This window comes from Paracoccus fontiphilus (assembly GCF_017356265.1).
GTDB lineage: Bacteria > Pseudomonadota > Alphaproteobacteria > Rhodobacterales > Rhodobacteraceae > Paracoccus > Paracoccus fontiphilus.
On the sequence record NZ_JAFNAW010000030.1, the window covers coordinates 1 to 19,791 of the forward strand.

The window sequence follows — 19,791 nt, forward strand, 5'->3', positions numbered from 1 at the left end:
GCGACGACGCCGTTCCAAACCCAGAATGTCACCGCGCATCGAAAGCCCCGCATAAGATACGTCGTTAACGACGTCGCTATACACGTGCTTTAGCCGATCACCCCACGCTCAGGCAGGCGGTGGAAATCGGGCGGTTACGAAGTTCCAAGGCAACAGGTCGTCGCTCTAAGCCTGCGGGTGGCCGGCTGCGACGGCTTCCAAGGTTGCCTTGAGGTAGACGAAGGGCTCGACGCTGTTGACCTTTGCGGTGGCGACAAGGGATGCAATGCGGGCTCAGGATCACCCGCCCTCGTCATGACCGGCGAAGAGAGCGTTCTTGCGGTTGAGGGCCATCACCCGTTCATTCTACTCTCCACGCCCAGAGAAGTGAGAAACGAATTCTTGGCACACATTTCGAAACGCACTCCCCATCAGCCGATGAAAAAGACTTCGCAGCACCCCCTCAGCCAGACAATGTGGGGTTCAGCCGCCGTTTACGGTATAATGACTCACCACTCGCGCATGCGCTACAGTTGCTTCACCAATCGAGATCTTTGCCGCCGATGATGTTGGTCGTCGCCGGCAATGGTCGGATGAGGACAAGGTTCGGATCGTCGAAGAGAGCCTACTCGGCTACCGTCAGGGCTCAGCGACGGCACGCCGGAATGGGCTCTCGCGGTCTCTACTGTCGATCTGGCGGCGTGAGTATCGGCACAGGACGCTCGGTTGTACGGACGTTGGAGAAGGCTTTGTGCCCTTGGTGATAGAGGGCACTGAGTCAGAGCCCACGGATATGCGCCCCCAAGGAAGTGGGGACAACCGGATCGACATCACGCTGACCAAAGGACGGTCCATGACGATCCCTGCTCCCCCGGCCCCTTCACATCTCGCGGCGCTGCTGACCGTGTTGGACCCACAATGATTGCCCTTCCGGTTCGCCACTGTCTTGGGATTGATGCCGAGTTCCCGCCTCAGCGTCGCGAGCGAAGCTTGCGATCATTCGGGCCGACCTAGGACCGGTGGAGGGCCAGCCCTCATCATCGCAGCTCTGACAGCGTGCGTAGTCGTGGCGCTTCCATGACGAACTTGTCCCCCAAGGCATCCTTCCGTTCCAAAGAAATGGATCACACCATCAAACCATGAGATCAAACACCTATAAACAGCTATGGATCACCTAACAGTTTTTCTTGAGGAAGGAGCCTATTTATTCGATTATATCTATGAATATTCCCGTTTGCTGCACTCAGCATAACATTACGATACCTAAGAAGATGCCTACGTTCACGCACTCTCCGATAAAATTCATGTTTATCAACTTCACCGCTTTCACACTCAGAGTACATCCAATTTAACAAACCTAATGCACGAAAATGATCTGGCATATGATGCCCAACAAACGGCACACGAAGCTTAATGACGTGACCGCCTGACAAAAGCTCAACTTGCTTACGATCAAGCTTATAATAAGGATCGTAAACTACAACAGGCAATTTCACATCGCGTATTTGATCATTCAAGTTAAATGTTGGATCATCCCAGCTATACTGCATTGCTGAACTGAACCTAGTTTCCCAGCTTCTAACGCTTTGCCCTAAGTTGATCTGCGGGTTATAAGACAAGCATGCATTGGCCCCAACTATGCCTGCAAATGCAAGTGCACCATAACCGCCCATAGATGTACCGTATGTCATAGTATGTTCGAAGGCCGAAAAAAAGCCTACACTGTTAGCATCTTCAAAGAAGTTCCTTATAGACGGCAAGCGATACCATGTGTTTCTATCAGATTTCACATGCAGTGCAGATGTGCCTTTTTTTTGTAGAAATTCGTAGCCCCATCCCTTACGAGCAGTTGCCGGCTTCTTCCATTTCTCTGGCATTCTTGCAATGAAGGTTACAGTTAGCCTTTCAAGGCCTCTATCATGAAACTCAACTGAATATCCATCCATCATAAACTCTACGCCACCATTTCCTAAGGCGTTCGTCTCGTAACGTTTAGATAGCTCTTTCACAGCAGAAAATATAGACATAGATGGTCCTAAGAAGGTGATGATTGCGAGCCAACATGCGAAACAAGCAATCTACTTTCTCTATTTTGCATTAAGTTCTGGCAATTGTCTCAACTTTCTTCAAGCTATTTCTAGTAAATTCGAAGAAGCAAAATTTCTCTGCACTATAGACATAGCGGTAGCAAACACCTCAGGAGTTTCCGCCTTGGCATGTCCGCCCTCATGTGAAAATAATATACGGCGAAAATTTCCTGTGTTCAAGTTAGCTTCGTAGGGTACTCCCATAGCCGAGCAAAATGGCTTATAATGTTTTTCGAAGTGGTGAGAGTCTAACGTATTCTGCACCAAAACAATTCTACGATTTCTCAGTTTATCAACCTGGTGTACTAAGTCCATTCTCTCAGGAAAATCTGATAACGCCGCATGTCGATCCGGACGATTAAGACATACTTGTGCATAAAGATCGGGTGATGCCCACTTGAAGTTAGCAATATTAGTTTGAGGGTTGATAGAGACCACAGATATGCCAGGCCATATCGCCGCCATTCTTAGAGCAGCAAAGCCACCGCCACTGGAGCCGTAAGCGCAAACATCTTGATCTTTTAGTCCTAGCGACGTCAAAAGCGCTTTCACCCGAAGTATAATTTCTTTTAACGGATCACAATCTACTGTTCCTGCATACCATGCAAGTCCCATATCAGGATGCATATGTAACATGGGGTCGGATACGTAAAGACAATGTCCTATAAAGTGCGGAGCCCATTTCCACCGTTGGAAAACAGGAGGCGAGATCTTGTTTCGGCGCGCATCTCCAGAAAAAATCACGAATAGGCGCTTTGCGTCGGCTTTGGGAGACCAGAGAAAGTCAAAGCGATGTCCTTTACTATGACATCTTAAGAGAGATGCTTGTTGCACTGTAGGGCAATCACCCGCACTTAGATCAAGTTGTGGCAGATCCATTAGCTCTGCATATGCGGTTTTTCCGGATTTACTAGGAATTTTAGGAATTTTAGGAATTTTAGGAAGCTCTGCATCAATAGAGGCCGTTTGGGAAGCGGCTTGAAAACCGCCCTCAATTATGGCCTTCCGAATGCGATTAATATGCATCTCGTAGCCAAAGTTTTCACGAACATACTCCTGCGCCTTCTTAACTTGAGCATAGTAAGCTTCAGGGTCAGAGTGCAGCTTTCGTGCCAAGGATAGCGCAGTTTTCGGCGTAGCATAAAGAACTGCATCTTTAAACAGCGATCGATAGACCTCAGGCAATATTACTGGGACGCCAACTGCCATTGCTTCAATAATTGCCCGACCAAAGCTTTCCACCCAGCCAGGATTGGAAAAGTAAATCCAAACATCAATATCCCGCAGAAACTCTCTTGGATGCAAGCTGCCGAATTCATGGACCGTCCAATTATTGGGAACTTCATTTATGATTGATGCTGCGGCTTGGCTACCGCCAAGGATATGCACCTCTACATCATCCGCATTTGGGTAAGCGGAAAGAATATCTTCTTTATCAGTCGGCCATTTATGCTCATGGTCTCGCGAATGGCGGCCGATCCGCAACTTTCCTGTTAACTTATGTTGTCCGCGATCCCAATCTTCTACATTTATAATGTTACACCAGTCATTTGGAGACAGGTTAATATGAGACAATTCTGAATGATGATGTTCATGCAAAGCATCTCGTACTAACGGGCCAATTGGGTACCATGTAGCGTTTTTCCCGAAGTGATGACGTGCATTCTTAGCACAGTTCTCGAGATAGTAGCGCCTGATACCATCTGGACCATAATCACTCATTGGAGGTTGATTGATAATGACGTTAACTGTCTTCGCATCAATTTTTGGAAGATACCGATGAACATTGTCTAGCACTGGCGGATATCGGACGGTCAACAAGTCACAAGATACACTTTCCCCATGTGTAATAACAGTGCACAGACCAGAATCTATCAGTTCGCGAACTTCCGGGATAATCCCCCGATCGGGGCAGTCATAGCGATACATCTGCACAAGGCCAGTCCTCAGTCCAGCCTTGGCCTGACATAGGATTTCCTCGATGTTAGATCGCGTACTTCCTCCCTTCATTCTGAACTCCGAAGCGATTATTACGTCGAAATGTGTAGTCTGTTTAGAGCGCAGGGGATGCATGACGCGTGGCACGCCGAAGTTTGGTTGCTTTGGATTGCTATAGCAGAAAGTCTTTTTACGATGATCTTGCTGCGCTTGAAGATATTCCCTTCGCGCTCCAAAGAAAAATCCCTCGTATCCAAAAGAGTCACTCGAAGCGATGGAACTCTCGGAAATTCTCTGAAATGACAGCAGTCCGGTCTCTATGAAAGCAACACTGTCGTTTCCAAATGCCGTACGAACACGTTGAATCTTTTCGCTATCAGCTCCGAAACGCACAGCGTCCCAATATCCAACTGCTTCAAATACAGGGTGGTGGCGGACCATAAATGACGACATATTATGCCGAGTAATGCCAATTGAAGCTGATGCTCCGGCCCATCGAGGGAAGGTAAGTTCTGGTGTTGTCCGGGCCTGCTGCGAGGTGCAGCCCATTATTTGAGGGTTTTCCTCCATGAAGCGGACCTGAGTTTCGATCTTCTTCGGATGCGACCAGTCGTCCGCGTCGTGCAGAGTGACGTACTCACCAGTTGCTTCGTCTAAACCACGATTGCGGGCGATGTAAGCGCCACCGTTCTCCTCCATTTTGATCACACGAATTCGAGGATCACGGACAGCAAATTCCTCTGCAACACTGATGGTATCAGGATTGGGAGAACAGTCGTCTAAGACGATTATTTCAAGATTTTGCCACGTCTGTTGCTGAAGCGAGCGCAAAGCTGTCGGTAGCGTCTCCGAGGCTTCATAAGCAGCAATAAGAACGGTAACCTTTGGCCCTCCGTCTACCTTCGGCAAAGCCACCGCCGATGTTAGCCGATCATATGGCGAGAGACTGAAGTTATCGGTTAATTTCACCTCCGGAATGCCCGACCCAACTAGCACCCGATTAATTCGATTAATTCTTTCCTCGATGGATTGTTCCAAGTTCGCGCTAGCTAGAATTAGATCATCGCTGATTTCACCTGCCAAAGCCGCACGTTCGTAACAAGCATGGGCTGCTTCCAAGTCACTCAGAAAGTGGTGACACATCAACTCGGCCACTGCCAGTTTGCGGCGGACGTTGAGGGCAGGCACTTCGGCGCGAGCACTTTTCAGGTAATCAATAGCAATTTGATATCCTTCGGTAACTTTGAGGCGCATATTCCATAAGCCGAGCTCTTGCGCAGCCATGATGCGAGCTTCTGCGTCCGGTGCATTTTGCAAAAGGACTTCTAGTTCAGCTACAGCGCGATCAGTCAAGCCAAGCGATAAGAGCTTCGTACGGAGTAAGCCTACCTGCTTAACCCCGGCAGATCTCCATGACGGGCGGGTTGCATATCCTAGACCTTGACCATGTAGCGCATAATGCACTAAAGGATTCATCCCGCTAGCAACCGCATCGGGATAGGTCTCAAGGTAGAATTTCGTATTGAAACTTCTTCCTGGATTACGACCCATGTCAGCGCCGTAGAGCACATAGTGCGCACATGGGTCCATCTTCAGCAGGGCGACATCCGGATAGTTGCTTTTATACCATTTATGATGAACATGCTTGGTTGAATTCGCCAGCGCGACTTGCTCTTCAAACGTCATAAGTACTATCTTCCTGTCTTCGATCGGGGTCAAAGTCACCTAGCTCTTACTGAGCCATGTTCTTGGGTACAACAGGTTTTGCCTGTTCAAGGCAGCCTCTTCGTGCACCGTTCGCTTCTTGCTAGCAAGAGAGGCAGTACAGTGCTAATCGATAAAAACACTTTTCTTACAAGAAGTAGCCGAATGGCATCATTAAGGATCATGTCCTATGGCTAAAAGCTCCCAATCTATGCCAGCAGCTGAAGTGAAGCACCTGACTGAGGCTTACCACCATGCGCGTGTCATTCTCGAGTACGGGTCGGGTGCGTCCACCCGCATAGCCAGTGCTATGCCAAGAAAGTATGTGTTGAGCGTTGAAAGCGATAGGCAGTGGGCACGCAACCTGAGAGCGGATCTCCGGCTGGCTCAGCATCCAGGGCAAGTCATTGTATATTACGTCGATATCGGTCCGACAGGACCTTGGGGACGTGTGCTGAACGATCGTGAGTGGCGATCTTTCCACCGCTATCCAAACGCTATTTGGCAGGAACCATACTTCCGCCATCCTGACGTGATCTTGATTGATGGACGGTTCCGCACCGCATGCCTGATCAGCGCAATGCTGCAGGTGACAAAGCCCGTCATAGTTCTATTCGATGATTATGTTGATCGACCAAAGTATCAGTTGGTTGAAAAATTAATCACGCCTCAGAAAATTATTGGTAGAATGGCGCACTTTCAAGTGGAGCCGAACACTTTACACCATAAAGATGTTAGCTTCGCAATTGAACAGTTCTTTCAAGTTACCGAACATGGCCAAGGATCGGCCGCCTATAAACTAGATCAAAACTAAAAACAGATGACAACATGAACAATGAAATAAACAAACTAGCTGAAACTAGGATAGATCAGGAAGAATCAGGAGATCCTCAGGCTGTCATTATAGCACAGTTACAACAGGAAGTTCTGTCAGCACAAAGAAGCGAGGCTGACCACTTTACTGCGCTTTCAACCCTCGAGAGTAGTAACTTCGATCTAAGTTGCCAAGTGGAAGAACTGCAAGCAGAGAAAGGTGCTTTACAAGCAGCTTTAGCGGAGCAATCGATGCGTCTTAATGCATTATCTGAGCAGACACTTCGCACTACATCAAACATTATGTCGTTAGAAGTTGTACGAGTAGAACTATCCACTCGTCTGAATGACCTTCATGCGGCATTATCAAATGCCAACTCTGAGGCGCAAATACGTACTACAGAGGTCACTGAGTTGAAGTTGAAGCTTACCTCCTTGGACACGAATGTTGCCGATTGCAATAAACATATTTCCGAATTAGAAACGCAGCTTGCGAAAGCCATGGCTGAACTAGCCCGCAGAGAAGCAGATTTATCCGAAGCTGCGGTGCATCTTGAAAAAACTTTAGTAGAGGCTCGTGATGCTAAGACTCTTGCAGATAACCGTCAAATTAAAATAGATTCCTTAATTAATAAGAACGATGCCCTACATAAGAGCTATATTGAAATACAGGAAGCTGAATATTTGAGAGTAAAGGAACTTGCCAAGGCTAAATCTGATTTAATTTCTCGCGAAATAGCGCTAAGCAGTATGGCGGATGAACGCGAAAATCTCATTAACCAAGCTGAAAAACTAAATCGGCTAGCTAATCGCCGGCATGATGAAATACTAGCAATGACAATAAAGTTAAACGAAACGCTGTCTCGCGTCAACAAAATAGATAAAGAGCGCCGCAAGACTAATAGCCTTCTTAAAAGCCATCAATTCGCCATCTCCGAATTACATTCTAGCACATCGTGGCGGGTAACAGCACCAATGCGCGCTCTAAAAACACGAATGCAACGTTTAAAAAAGCCATCAAATACTTAGTCGGCTTGTCTTATTCAGGGAGTGGCTCCTGAGGGTATACAGGAGCCACTGCCCGCCACGCCATTCATGGCGGGCAGTGGCGGCGGTTGGATCGTCATCTGCTAGGTCAGCAAGGACCGCTTCAGAGTTTGATCAACCGCCGTCTTCACCAGGGGCCTGAACGGATACGCGTGTTTGCGCCACGCATGACAAGCATAGGACATGGCGAAGATGACTGAACATACCATTGGCATCGACATCTCGAAAACCCATCTCGACGCCTTCCGGCTGGAAGACCAGGCGGCGCGGCGGTTCGAGAACGCGCCCCGGGGCTTCCGGGCCTTGATCCGCTGGCTCGGTCAGACGCCGGTCGCCCGCATCGTCTTCGAGCCGACAGGGCCTTATCATCGGGCCTTCGAGACGGCGCTGTCGGGCAAGCTGCCGCTGGTCAAGGTCAATCCGCTGCAGGCCCGTCGCTTTGCCGAAGCGTGCGGGACGCGGGCCAAGACCGATGCCGTCGATGCACGCATCCTGGCCCGGATGGGGGCCGCCCTGAAGCTGGAACCGGATGCGCCCGCTGCGGAGAACCTGTTTTCGCTCAAAGACTTGCAGGTGGCACGGACGGCACTGGTCAAGGAGCGCACCCGCCTGCGCAACCGCAGCCATGTGCAGCTCAATCCAATCCTGAAACGCCAGATCAAGGCGCGCCTGACCCTCGTCGAGCGTCAGCTCGCCGAGCTCAATGCCGAGATTGCACGCCATATCGCCTGCGACAAAGCCCTGGAGCGCAAGCGCGAGATCCTGTGCTCGCTCCCCGGCCTCGGACCCATCGCAGCCGCGCTGATCCTCACCTTCCTGCCCGAAATCGGCACCCTCGACAGAAAGCAGGCCGGAAGTCTCGCCGGCCTTGTCCCGCACAGCCGCGAGTCCGGTCAGTGGAAGGGAAAGTCATTCATCAGCGGCGGGCGAAAGCCCCTGCGTGACGCGCTCTACATGCCCGCCGTCGTGGCCATGCGCTTCAACCCCGATCTCAAGGCGAAATATCACGCCCTGCGCGCGGCGGGAAAGCCCGCCAAGGTGGCCATCGTCACGCTCATGCGCAAGCTCATCGAGACTGCCAACGCTCTCGTCAAAGCCGATCGCAATTGGGTCCCTAAACCTGCTTGACCAAGACGGATACTCTGAACAACCTTATCAGGCAGCCAATGCTTCGCGTTGATGGGACGTTTCGGGCCGGATCATTGCCCCGATCAGGTGAAAGAGCAGGACCCAAAGAGTCCTGAGATGGGCGAGAATCTTGCGGATATTGTGACCGCAGGCGCAGAGGACGGCGAAGATTGCGTCGCCGATGCGGCCCTTCAGCGGGCATCTGGCCAGACGTCCGTCGGTCTTCATGTGCCCGATCTCCGGCTCAATGGCACTTCGTCGCCTGAGGAGCTTTGCCAACAGCGGGGTGAGCCCGCGTCTTGTGCCGCTGATCAGGACCTTGGTGGTGGTCACGCTGTGGCCGCGATAGCCACGGTCGACCACAGCCAGAGCCGGCACCTGGTCGATCAGGATGGCAACCTGCTCGAGTGCAGGCGCCAAGGTATGACCGTCGTATGGATTGCCGGGGAAGCTGCGGGCGCCGACCACGAAGCCTCCATCAAGGGTGGTGGCGAGGCTGACCTTCGTGCCAAATTCATATCGGACCCGCGCCTTGCCCTTGGAGATGCAGTCAACCTCGGGCTCGTGCAGGGAATAGATTTTGTTCTTGCTCTTCGGCGTCTGCTCGAGCAGGCGGCCGACCAGCCAGAGCGCCTCCAGCACCTTTTGGCGCAGCGGACCTTCGGCGATGTCCTCCAAGTGACGGCGCAATTCCCGGCGGATCCTTCCGGTATAGCCCTTGAGTTGGCGCAAGGCCTTGTCGGCGATTAACCCGTCAAAGGCGATCCCGTCGATCAGCGGCGGCACGTCGACGCTGTCGTAGCGCTGGCCCGGCATGAGCCGGAAGCGGGCCAGGTTGCTCAAGGCATCGGTGAGGGCCAGGATCTTGGTCGTCATGCCGCCTTTCGAGCGGCCAATGGCCTGGCTCTGAGTCCCCCTTTATGGATGGCCCGCCCCTCCCGCCGATCTCCGTGTAGGATGTCGGTGTTCAATGGAGGGAGGAGCGGACCATGAGCATTGTGATCCTTGGCATCGATCTGGGCAAGAACCGCTGCAGCGTCGTCGGCCTCGACAGCGCGGGGACAGTGGTGGTGCGCCGGCGATTGCGTCGTGAAGGCGTCATCGCCTTTGCCTCGAAGCTGCCCCCGTGCATCATGGCTGTGGAGGCGTGTTGCGGCGCTCATCACATGGGGCGGTCGCTGGCAGCCCTTGGGCATGAGATCCGGCTGATGTCGCCGGAATATGTTCGGCCTTACGTCAAGGCGCAGAAGAATGATGACCGCGATGCTGAGGCAATTGCCGAAGCGGCGACACGACCCACCATGCGCTTTGTTGAACTCAAGAGCGAAGAGCAGCTCGACGTCCAGACGCTGCACCGGGTGCGGGATCGGCTGGTCGGAGAGCGCACTTCGCTGACCAACCAAATCAGGAGCCTTTTGCTGGAACGCGGCTATGTTGTCGCACAAGGCCATGCCCGGTTGCGCCGCCTGCTCGCGGACTTCCTGGACGTCGACACGGGTCGTCTTAGCCCGCGCATGGCTTTCCTGCTCGGTGACATGCGCACGCGGTGGGACGAGCTGGACCGCCGCATTGCCGCGTTTGATGCTGAGTTCGCGGCCATAGCCCGGACCGATGAGCGGGCCCGGCGGCTGACAAGCATTCCGGGTATTGGTGCGCTCAACGCCACCGCATTGGTGGCCGCTGTCGGCAACGCCGCGACGTTCACGAAAGGACGCGATCTGGCTGCGTGGCTAGGTCTGGTGCCTAGGCAGGCGACAACGGGAGGCAAGCCGAAGCTGCTAGGGATCACGAAACGCGGCAGTCGCTACCTGCGCAAGATGCTGATCCAGGGCGCGCGATCTGCCATGCCAACATTGGCGAAGACGAATACTGTGGTAGGCGACTGGCTGCGGGCGCTGCTTGTGCGCACCCATCCCAACGTCGCTGTTGTCGCCCTCGCCGCGAAGATGGCCCGCACTGTTTGGGCGCTTCTGCGGCAAGGCCGGAACTACGAAGCCGTGCCGCAGATGGCCGGCTGAGGAACATGCGCCCGCCCTGAACCTGGCCGGACGCAACAAGCTGCGAGTGGTGAAAGGAAGATGGCCTGACGGTCGATCGGCGTTGCGAAAACCTCCGGCGCAAAATGGCCCCTTGAGGCCGGCCCCTTTATGAGGATCGTGACGCGCGGATCTCCATCTTGGCGGCGGCCATTGTGCCGACATGCCGGATACGTTTGTGCAGACTGATCATGCCATCGAAGAATTGTCACTTGCAGACGGAGCGGGCCATACGTTTGCGCCCTGACCATGGCGATGGACTTTGACGATCGTGGCATCGACCATGGCGTATTCCAGGTCAGGCTCATCCGACAGGGCATCGAATATGCGTTTGAAAACATCGGCTTCCCGCCCATCGCGGAACCGCCGGAACGCCGTGCTCCAGTTGCCGAACCGCTCCGGCAGGTCGCGCCATGGACTGCCCGTGCGCACAATCCACAGCACCGCCTCCAGAAACAGCCGGTTGTCCTTCCCGCTGCGGCCAAGGTCGCTTGGCTTACCCGGACAGTGCGGCTCAATCTTCGCCCATTGGGCATCCGTCAGAACATTGCGATCCATCCTGACTATGAATCACATCAGCCCCCGGGTGTGAATCCCCACAGAACCTAGTTTTAAACGGTCCCGTTTTATGAAGTGGAGTGCCTGACTTTAACACGCTGCTGAAATAGTCAGGCCTCGACGCCGAATGAAGAACATGATTCATCGCCGACCAAATGACGGCGGGGGTGATCATGCGGGGCACGGACGAGACAAGCGGATCGCTGTTCAGCTATGTCGATCTTGAGGACCGCATCCCTGCGCGACACCCGTTGCGTAAGATCCGCCAAGTCGTGAATGACGCGCTCGCCAGCCTCGATGAGGATTTCGACTGGCTTTATGTTGATTTCGGCCGCCCCTCGATCGCACCGGAGCGGCTGATCCGGGCCAGCCTGCTCCAGATCCTGTTCTCGATCCGCTCCGAGCGGCAATTGATGGAACAGATGCAATATAACCTGCTGTTCCGCTGGTTCGTGGGTCTCGGGATTGATGACGCGGTTTGGGTGCCAACCGTGTTCTCGAAGAACCGCGACCGGCTGCTCACGACCGAGATGTCGCGCAAGGTGATGGCGGCGATCCTGGCCCATCGCGAGGTCGCGCCCCTCCTGTCAGACGATCACTTCTCAGTCGATGGCACCCTTATCAAGGCCTGGGCGTCGATGAAAAGCTTCAAGCCGAAGGCCGAGGACACGCCGCCCGACGACGAGGGCCCTGGCGGTCCGCCCGCCCAGAATTACGTCTCTGACAACCAGGCCGCCGCCGCTAACCCCGAGATTGCCCCAATGCCCCGCGCCAACCATCGCAGCCGCAATGCCGAGGTCGACTTCAAGGGCGAAAAGCGCTCCAACGCGACCCATGCCTCCACGACCGACCCGGAGGCCCGGCTCTACAAGAAATCGCCTGGCGCGGGTGCCGTGCTCTGCTTCATGGGGCATGCGCTGATGGAGAACCGCCACGGGCTGATTGTTCAGGGCGACCTGACACAGGCCGACGGCCATGCCGAACGGAAGGCCGCGCTCGACATGCTGCATCGTCATTCCCCTGGCTCGACCCGAAAACTGACGCTAGGGGCTGACAAGGCCTATGATGCGACCGGCTTTGTGGCCGATCTGCGCCAAGCCTGCGTCACCCCGCATGTTGCCCAGAAAGTGCGGCATTCGGCAATCGATGGACGCACTACTCGACACAAAGGCTATGCCCTGTCCATCAAACGTCGCAAGCTGATTGAGGAGCCTTTCGGCTGGGCCAAGACCGTCGGCGGCATGGCCCAAACCGTCTACCGTGGCGTCGAACGGGTGAGGTCCCGCTTCATCCTGACAATGGCCGCCAATAACCTGGCCCGGCTGCCTCGGCTTTTGGGGGTATGACCACCAGACGAGGCACCAGGCACCCATGTTTTCGAGCGCCGAAGGACCTGAGCATGATCTTCAACAGTTGCTAAGACGGAAAACCATTCCGGTTCTCCGACTAATTCAGCGGCCTGATAAGGGTTCCCGGTTCCAGATTGAATGGGCCAACCTCGATGCAATCACGTAACTTTTCTGTCATGCCGATCCTTCGACATCTACCAGCCCGTCGCTGTGGCGATATCCGTTCAGGACAACACCTAAAACATTTGTGTATTCGCCGACCTCGCGCTCGCATCTGTCGAAATCGCCATAACGAGTTTGGTCAGCACGGGCCAAGATCAGAGCACAGTCAACATGCTGCAGGAAGGCGCGGGCATCGTCGCCGATCAGGATTGAGGGCAGGTCGAAGATCATGACGTCCGGCGCATAATCCTCTTGGAGCCGGGCGAGCGTGTCACGGGTGGCGTCCGCCATCAGCAGGCGGGTAGGGTCGGCCTGCGGCTCTCCCGACAAAACCAAGGCCAAGTTTGGCCCAATTCGTCGGCCGTGATCGGCCAGACTTCGTTCCCCGCGCAGTAGCGGCGCAATCGAGGGCGGTTGCGGCAGCCCCAGCTTTTCCGCCACCGAAGGTCCGCGCAGGTCGAAGTCGAACAGCATAGAGCGCAGTTCCGGCTGCCGGCTAAGGGCGAGAGCTAAGTTCACTGCCGTTGTGGACTTGCCGCACTTCGGCAGGGGTGAGGTAATCGCCAGCCGTCGCCAGCCGTTCTGACGCATCTGGTACAGGATCTTGGTGCGTAGCACATCGAAAGGCGTCGATTCCTGCGAGGCGCTTTGCGACAGGATCCGCCCGCGCACAAGCGTTGCGCGATCCAGCTCGGTTTCCGTCAGGCCCAGCCACAGCTCATCCTTTTCCGTGCCGGGAGCCAAAGGCGCAGCATCGGCCTGCGGCGTTCCGGCCGAGGAGGAATCGCGTTCGGCTTCGCGCTTCCTGCGGGCAATCTCAATGGCGGCTTGCAGTTTTTCCATGACCGGACGTTTCCTTGCTCAGCCAAGGCCCAAGCGGTTGAAGATCTTCTGCGCTAGAAGGTCCAGCGGCATGTATTGCGTGTGCAGCGCCCACAGACCCAGCGGGATGATGATCATCACCGCCAAGACCGCGGCCATCCGGATAGACTGGCGGCGGCGGCGTTCGACCCGCCCCTCAATATAGGGAATGACGGCCAGGGGGGTGATCTGGAACCGGGACTGCAATTCGGCTGGCCGGCGGACGGTGCTGTTCAGAAGCTCCATCAAGGCGAAGAACCCGCCCGCCAACGCTAGGCCCAGTGCAATGCCCGCCAAGGCGATCTTCTTGCGGTTCGGCCCCGAGGGCTGACCGGGAACGCTGGCAGCCTCGATCACGGTAATGCGCTGGCCTTGGGCCGAGGTTTCGACCCGTTCGACCTGTCGGGCTTGGTCGAGGCTTGCCACCGCGGCGTTGTAGCTGGCTTGGATGTTCATCTGGTCGCGTTCCAAGGCGCCAAGTGCAATGGCATTGGCGGCTGAGGCGGTGATGGACTCTGCCAGCATGTCCAATTCCACGTTAGCCTGCGTCATTTCATTTTGCAGTGCAGTTACCCGGCTGTCGATCTGCGATAGGTTCACGTCCAGAAGCGAATTGCCGGAGTTACCGGACTCGGGCACAGCCTGCGCCTCGGCCGCGCGTTCGGCATTGGCAATGCGGTTGCGCAGGGCGCGGACGCGGGGGCTGTCCTCGTTGTAGACGCCCAAGACGCTGCTTAGTTCAGCCCGCAGGGTGGCCAGCTGCTGCTGTTCGGGAGTCTGGGGGGCAGCGCTGGCCTGCACGGTACCAGTTTGCTCGAACAGCCGGACCATTTCCGCGCGTTGCGCCTGCAAGACGGACAGGTCGCTTTCCAGCCGCGCCACGCGTTCCTGCAGAAGCGACTGACGGTCTTGGCGATAGGGCATATTCTCGGGCAGGGCCGAGGCATTCTGGCGCTTGAAATCCAGAATCAGGGCGTTTTGCCGGTCCAGATCCTGGCCCAGCCGCTCTACCTCCTGTTGGAAGAAGGCCAGCCGGTTCTCGGCCACTCCTACACGTGACCGGGTGTTAGCCCCTAGAATTAGGGTGGTGAATTCATTGACCACGCCCGCGGCGATACGCGGGTCGGGCGAGGTGAAGCCCACGGTCATCATCGTCGCCTCGTCCCGGCCGGCTGTGCGCCGGATGTCGGTATTGGCGCGCATCTCTTCGATCTTCCGGTCCACGTCCAACGTGCTTCCCGACCCGAAGACGTTCAGCTTGTTGGCCACGTCGATCATGTTGGCGCGGGTCAGCAGCTGCTGTTCGATCACCTGCAGCATCTCGCCCGCCGAATCCTCGGTCGTTTCGCGGCTTTCGAGGATGCGGGGATTTTCGACCAGCAGCCGGGCCGAGGTCGAATAGGTCGCCGGCGCGCGGATCGCCCAGACCGCGCCGAAGACCGAGCAGATGATGAACAGCGCCAGCATCACCGGCAGGCGCCGCATCAAAAGGGACCAGTAAAAGCGCAGGTCGATCATGTCGCGTTGCCCTTGGGTTCTTGTTCATGGGCCAGCACCAAGCGGGTGCTGCGGTCGGAAAGGCCGGGCTCGGGCGCCGCCGTCAGGATCAGCCCGTCGCGGATTAGCTCGTCGATGATCTCGGCGCCGATGGCGGGACGGTCGGCCGCCGCGCCATAGACCAGGGCTAGATCGGCAATCTTATTGATCATCCGCGGCACGCCGCGCGCTTCGGCATGGATGCGGGCCGAGGCGGGGCCGTCGATCTCGGCGCCCGTGCCGCCCGCCTTCTGCAGACGGTGGCGGATATAGGCAGCCGTGGTTTCCGCATCGAAGCTGCCCAGGTGGAATGTGGCGCTGACGCGCTGCGCGAACTGGCGCAGTTCGGGGCGGGTGATGATCTCGCGCAGCTCGGGCTGGCCTAGCAGGATCAGCTGCAAAAGCTCGTCCGTGCCCGAATTGATGTTTGTCAGCATCCGCAGTTCTTCCAGCGTGTCGGCGCCCAGGTTCTGCGCCTCGTCGAAGATCAGAACGACCAGACGGCCTTCGGCATATTCGGACAGGACGAAATCCTGGAATGTCTGGAACAGGTCAACATAATCGGCGCCAGGCGGGGCGGAAATGTCGAAGGCGTTGAGGATCCAGCGCAGAAGATCGCCGCGATCGCCGCGCGCGTTGGAAATCAGCCCGATGCGCATGTCGGGATCGGTGCGCCGCAGCAACGCCTGGATCAGCGTGGTCTTGCCGACCCCCACCTCTCCGGTGACGACGGTCAGGGGCGCGCGGGTCATCAGCCCGTATTCGAGAACGGCAAAGGCCTTCTTGTGCCGGTCCGACCAGAACAGCATCCCGGGATCCGGCAGGATCGAGAACGGGCGGACAGCAAAGCCGTAATGCTCGAGATAGAACTGGCTCAACCTGTCACGTGCTCCGAAAATACATGGGGCCGATATATCCGGGCAGGCGGGGATTTGCCAGCCTGACGCCCGGTCGCGAAAGGCCAACTTCCTAAAAGTGAAAACAAGATGCCGGGCGGTATCGCCTTTACGCTATATGACATTTGCATCAAATTTTACGAAATTTTTAATCTTCTCTTTCAGCCTACTGGCGGCACATGTTAAGCAGGGAATTGTTGCTAGGGCGCTCCGGGCCTGCCGGAAGGTGTTTTTCCGTCACGTCAGGATTTCGGCATGTTCGCCGGCTATCCCTAGGTGTTTGTTTCACGGTGCTCCTCGGTGGGGGAAGTTTTGACGATCAATACGCGCCTGACCGAGTTCAAGCCCGATCTTGCCCTGCCTGACATCGGCTTTTCCGGACAGGTCCCGGATCGCGGCCTCTACCGCAACGGGGCCAAGTGGCTGATCGAGATCCTGCTGGTCCTGCTGACATCGCCCGTGACCCTGCCCCTGATTCTGCTGATGGCGCTGCTGGTCGCCTGCGACGGCGGCAATCCCTTCTTCGTGCAGAAGCGGCTTGGCCGGAACGGTCGGGTGTTCAGGATCTGGAAGCTGCGCAGCATGGTGGTCGATGCCGAAAACCGCCTGGCGGCGCATCTGGAACAGGACCCCGAAGCGCGCGAGCAGTGGAACAGCACCCAGAAGCTGAAGCAGGACCCGCGCGTCACGCCCATCGGGGCGGTCTTGCGCAAGTGCTCGATGGACGAGCTGCCGCAGCTTCTGAACGTGCTGAACGGCACCATGTCGCTGGTGGGGCCGCGCCCGATGATGGTGGACCAGCAGCACCTGTATCGCGGACGGGCTTACTACCGGCTGCGGCCGGGGATCACCGGCTTGTGGCAGATCTCGGCGCGAAATGAGTCGGAATTCGTGGAAAGGGTACGCTATGATGAGGATTATCATCGCGATCTGTCCGGCTGGCTCGACCTGAAGATCCTGGCCAAGACCGTTGTGGTGGTTCTGCGCGGCACCGGATACTGAGCCGCATGTTTTTCCGTGGCTGGGCGTCAGAACGTCGTCCGCCGCGCCCAAGCGACGAGACTTTTCCTTATCATGATTGCCGACATTCCTTTCCGCCCCTTTCCCGCCCGGCGGGGCATGCGTCTTCTGTTGTCCACCACGCTGGTCCTGGGACTCGGCCTGTCGCTTGCGGGCTGCAAGACCTCGGCGGAACGGGCCGAGGAATATTACCGCTCGGGCCTGGAACTGCTGGAACAGGGCGACGTGGACCGCGCCATCGTCCAGTTCCGCAACGTCTTCGACATCGAGGGCACCCATTACGAGGCCCGCAAGACCCTGGCCGAGACCTATCGTAACCGGGGCGACGCGGGACAGGCCTACAGCCAGTACCTGCGGCTGGCCGAACAGTATCCCGACGACCTGGCAGTCCGGGTCGCGCTGGCGCGGCTGGCCTTCGAAGGCCAGCAGCCCGATGAATTCGTCCGCCACGCCACCCGCGCGACCGAGATTGCGCCCCAGGATCCGGACGTGCAGGTGCTGGATCTGGCCCGCCGCTATCGCGATGCCACCCTGGCCGAGGATAACGGGGAACGCGCGAAGCTGGGCGAGGAAGCGGCCCGCATGGCCGCCGAACGGGCCGACGACCCGCTGCTGATGGGCATCCTTCTGGACCGGGCGGCCGGTTCCGGCGACATGGAGGAGGCCGACCGGCTGACCGCCCGCCTTCTGGAACTGCAGCCCGACAACCCGCAGCGCTATATGCAGCGGCTGGCGCTTCTGGCGGAGCGCGAGGACAAGCCCGCCATCGAGGCGCATCTGCGCGCCACCATCGCGAAGTTCCCCGAAAACACCCAGGCCAAGGCGGATCTGGTTCGCTTCTACATGAGCGAAGACCAGCCCGACCGCGCCGAGGCCTTTCTGCGCGAACTGGCCGCCGCGGCCCCGGCGGACGATCCTGCCCCCCGCGCCGACCTTGTCCGCTTTGTCGAGATGCAGCGCGGCGCGCAAGCCGCGCAGGCGGAACTGGACCGCATCATCGCCGAGGGCGGCGATCCCCTGCTGTTCCGCACGCTGCGCGCCGGCTTCGATTTCCAGGAAGGCAAGCGCGACGAGGCCATTGCCGAGATCCGCACGGTCCTGGAAGGCGTGACGGAACCCGGCGACACCTCGCGCGACGTGAAGGTCCAGCTGGCGCGGATGCTTGTGGAAACCGGCGACGAGGCCGGGGCGCGCGCCCAGGTCGACGAGGTGCTGGCCCAGAACGCCAGCCATCCCGGCGCTCTGAAGCTGAAGGCGGCCTGGCAGATCGGGGAAGACAAGGTGGACGATGCCGTCCTGTCCCTGCGCGCCGTCCTGGACCAGTCGCCCGACGACGCCGAGGCGATGAGCCTGATGGCCGATGCCTATGACCGCGCGGGCGAGCCGGATCTGGCGCGCGACTACCTGTCGCAGGCCGCCGCCGCCTCGAACAACGCGGCGCCCGAGACGCTGCGCCTGGTAGCCCGGCTGGCAAGCGAGGAACGCTGGCGCCCGGCCGAAGATGCGATCCTGCCCGCCCTGCGCGGGGCGCCCGACAACCTGCAGTTGCTGCAGGCGCTTGGCCAGGTCTACCTGTCCATGCCCGACCTGCCGCGGGCCGAGGGGGTCATCACCCGCCTGCGCGAGATCGGCACCGAGGAGGCCGTCGCCACGGCCGAGCGCCTGGATCTGAACCGGCTGGCCTCGCAGGAAGGCGAGGCCGCGGCCCTTGGCCATCTGGAACAGCAGGCCAATGCGGCGGATGCCGATATCGCCACAAAGCTGAGCCTGATCCGCGCCCAGCTGGCAACCGGCCAGAATGCCGCCGCCCTGACCCTCGCCGGGGACATGGTCACGGCTGAACCCGGCAGCCGCCCCGCGCGGATGGCCCTGGCTCTGGCGCAGGCCGCGAATGACAACCTGCCCGGCGCAAAGACGATTTTCCAATCGCTGATCGAGGAACAGCCCAGCGACCTGCCGCCGCACCTTGCGCTGATCCGGCTGGCCTCGCAGGAAGGCGACATGGACGGCGCGCTTGCCCTGACCGAACAGGCCTTGGCAGCCATCCCCGACGATCCCGACCTGCTGTGGAGCAAGGCCGGCCTGATCGAGCGCAAGGGCGATGTCGACGGCGCTATCGCCATCTATGAACAGCTTTACGCGCGCGATTCGTCCTCGGTGATCGTGGCCAACAACCTGGCAAGCCTGCTGGCGACCTGGAAGTCCGACGATCCCGCCGCCTTGTCGCGCGCCTCGGCGGTCGCGCGCCGGCTGAAGGATACCGACGTGCCCGCCTTCATGGATACCTATGGCTGGATCCAGCACCTGAACGGCGACAGCGCCGTGGCGCTGCCCTATCTCGAAGGGGCCGCGGCCTCGCTGACAGGCGATCCCGTGGTGCAGCTGCACCTGGGCGTGGTGCAGGAGGCCGTGGGCAAGACCGAGGCCGCGAAGGCGCAGCTGCAGAAGGGCTTCGAGATGCTGCCCGAGGGCCAGGAAGGCCGGTCGATCACCGCCGCGCGCGAGGCGCAGGCCCGGCTGGACAATCCCGCTGCGGCGCAGGGAACGGTTGCGGAAGGCGGAACGGGGGCGCCGGAACAGGCGGCGAACTGACCTTCCACCACGCTTGAACGGCTGCGGCGGGCCTGTGATCCTGTGGTGACAGGGGGCGATTTTTTCTCTCCCTTAACTTCCTGCC

General features: G+C 57.7%; 13 protein-coding genes and 4 pseudogenes. 8 read left to right on the plus strand and 9 right to left on the minus strand.

All coding sequences use genetic code 11. The features are described from left to right. Nucleotides 1–165: 165 nt before the first annotated feature. Nucleotides 166–339: pseudogene (locus J0F76_RS11650) on the minus strand (transposase domain-containing protein); the annotation flags it as partial. Between the two features lie 190 nt (nucleotides 340–529). Between J0F76_RS11650 and tnpA the strand changes: the two are divergent. Next, entirely contained in the window at nucleotides 530–901 is a 372-nt protein-coding gene (gene tnpA, locus J0F76_RS11655) for an IS66-like element accessory protein TnpA (protein WP_341351589.1), read from the plus strand. A gap of 241 nt (nucleotides 902–1,142) precedes the next feature. On the opposite strand, the gene J0F76_RS11660 is transcribed toward tnpA, so the two are convergent. Together J0F76_RS11660 and J0F76_RS11665 are read right to left on the minus strand one after the other, a co-directional pair. After that, a complete protein-coding gene (locus J0F76_RS11660; protein ID WP_207469602.1) occupies nucleotides 1,143–2,006 on the minus strand; it encodes a hypothetical protein in 864 nt (287 codons plus the stop codon). A 99-nt stretch (nucleotides 2,007–2,105) separates the two neighbouring features. Beyond that, nucleotides 2,106–5,690: a glycosyltransferase gene (locus tag J0F76_RS11665; RefSeq protein ID WP_207469604.1), complete on the minus strand. Its 3,585-nt coding sequence runs from the start codon at nucleotides 5,688–5,690 to the stop codon at nucleotides 2,106–2,108. A 208-nt stretch (nucleotides 5,691–5,898) separates the two neighbouring features. Between J0F76_RS11665 and J0F76_RS11670 the strand changes: the two genes are divergently transcribed. The 3 genes from J0F76_RS11670 to J0F76_RS11680 all read left to right on the plus strand — a co-directional run bounded on the left by J0F76_RS11670 (nucleotide 5,899) and on the right by J0F76_RS11680 (nucleotide 8,696). Further along, nucleotides 5,899–6,522: a hypothetical protein gene (locus J0F76_RS11670; RefSeq protein ID WP_207469606.1), complete on the plus strand. Its 624-nt coding sequence runs from the start codon at nucleotides 5,899–5,901 to the stop codon at nucleotides 6,520–6,522. Nucleotides 6,523–6,536: 14 nt separating this feature from the next. Then, nucleotides 6,537–7,550 carry a coiled-coil domain-containing protein gene (locus J0F76_RS11675; protein WP_207469608.1) on the plus strand — a complete coding sequence of 338 codons (1,014 nt, stop codon included), beginning with the start codon at nucleotides 6,537–6,539 and terminating at the stop codon, nucleotides 7,548–7,550. Nucleotides 7,551–7,751: 201 nt separating this feature from the next. Beyond that, nucleotides 7,752–8,696: an IS110 family RNA-guided transposase gene (locus tag J0F76_RS11680; protein ID WP_207469615.1), complete on the plus strand. Its 945-nt coding sequence runs from the start codon at nucleotides 7,752–7,754 to the stop codon at nucleotides 8,694–8,696. A gap of 27 nt (nucleotides 8,697–8,723) precedes the next feature. Here J0F76_RS11680 and J0F76_RS11685 read toward each other — a convergent pair. Beyond that, nucleotides 8,724–9,434 (minus strand): annotated as a pseudogene (locus J0F76_RS11685) (transposase); the annotation flags it as partial. Continuing rightward, nucleotides 9,429–9,611 (minus strand): annotated as a pseudogene (locus J0F76_RS11690) (IS5/IS1182 family transposase); the annotation flags it as partial. The pseudogenes J0F76_RS11690 and J0F76_RS11685, both read right to left, overlap by 6 nt. A gap of 74 nt (nucleotides 9,612–9,685) precedes the next feature. Between J0F76_RS11690 and J0F76_RS11695 the strand changes: the two are divergent. After that, a complete protein-coding gene (locus J0F76_RS11695) occupies nucleotides 9,686–10,714 on the plus strand; it encodes an IS110 family RNA-guided transposase (RefSeq protein ID WP_207469625.1) in 1,029 nt (342 codons plus the stop codon). Nucleotides 10,715–10,969: 255 nt separating this feature from the next. Here the strand turns inward: J0F76_RS11695 and J0F76_RS11700 are convergent. Then, nucleotides 10,970–11,290: pseudogene (locus J0F76_RS11700) on the minus strand (IS5 family transposase); the annotation flags it as partial. Nucleotides 11,291–11,463: 173 nt separating this feature from the next. On the opposite strand from J0F76_RS11700, the gene J0F76_RS11705 reads away from it, so the two are divergent. Beyond that, entirely contained in the window at nucleotides 11,464–12,636 is a 1,173-nt protein-coding gene (locus J0F76_RS11705; protein ID WP_207469673.1) for an IS5 family transposase, read from the plus strand. A 177-nt stretch (nucleotides 12,637–12,813) separates the two neighbouring features. Here the strand turns inward: J0F76_RS11705 and J0F76_RS11710 are convergent, their stop codons facing one another. The 3 genes from J0F76_RS11710 to J0F76_RS11720 are packed head-to-tail and all read right to left on the minus strand — an operon-like array spanning nucleotide 12,814 to nucleotide 16,076. Beyond that, nucleotides 12,814–13,644, minus strand: a complete 831-nt coding sequence (locus tag J0F76_RS11710; RefSeq protein ID WP_207469630.1) for a CpsD/CapB family tyrosine-protein kinase — start codon at nucleotides 13,642–13,644, stop codon at nucleotides 12,814–12,816. Between the two features lie 18 nt (nucleotides 13,645–13,662). Further along, nucleotides 13,663–15,180 (minus strand): GumC family protein, encoded by a 1,518-nt coding sequence (locus J0F76_RS11715; RefSeq protein ID WP_207469632.1) that lies wholly within the window; start codon nucleotides 15,178–15,180, stop codon nucleotides 13,663–13,665. After that, complete coding sequence (locus J0F76_RS11720) at nucleotides 15,177–16,076, minus strand: ExeA family protein (RefSeq protein ID WP_242690159.1); 900 nt, start codon at nucleotides 16,074–16,076, stop codon at nucleotides 15,177–15,179. The genes J0F76_RS11715 and J0F76_RS11720 overlap by 4 nt, the downstream gene beginning before the upstream one ends. Before the next feature lie 330 nt (nucleotides 16,077–16,406). Here J0F76_RS11720 and J0F76_RS11725 point away from each other — a divergent pair, with 330 nt between their 5' ends. After that, the gene (locus tag J0F76_RS11725) at nucleotides 16,407–17,096 is read left to right on the plus strand and encodes a sugar transferase (RefSeq protein ID WP_207469633.1); all 690 of its coding nucleotides are present in this window, start codon (nucleotides 16,407–16,409) and stop codon (nucleotides 17,094–17,096) included. A gap of 117 nt (nucleotides 17,097–17,213) precedes the next feature. Continuing rightward, a complete protein-coding gene (locus tag J0F76_RS11730) occupies nucleotides 17,214–19,706 on the plus strand; it encodes a tetratricopeptide repeat protein (protein WP_207469636.1) in 2,493 nt (830 codons plus the stop codon). Nucleotides 19,707–19,791: the final 85 nt, after the last annotated feature.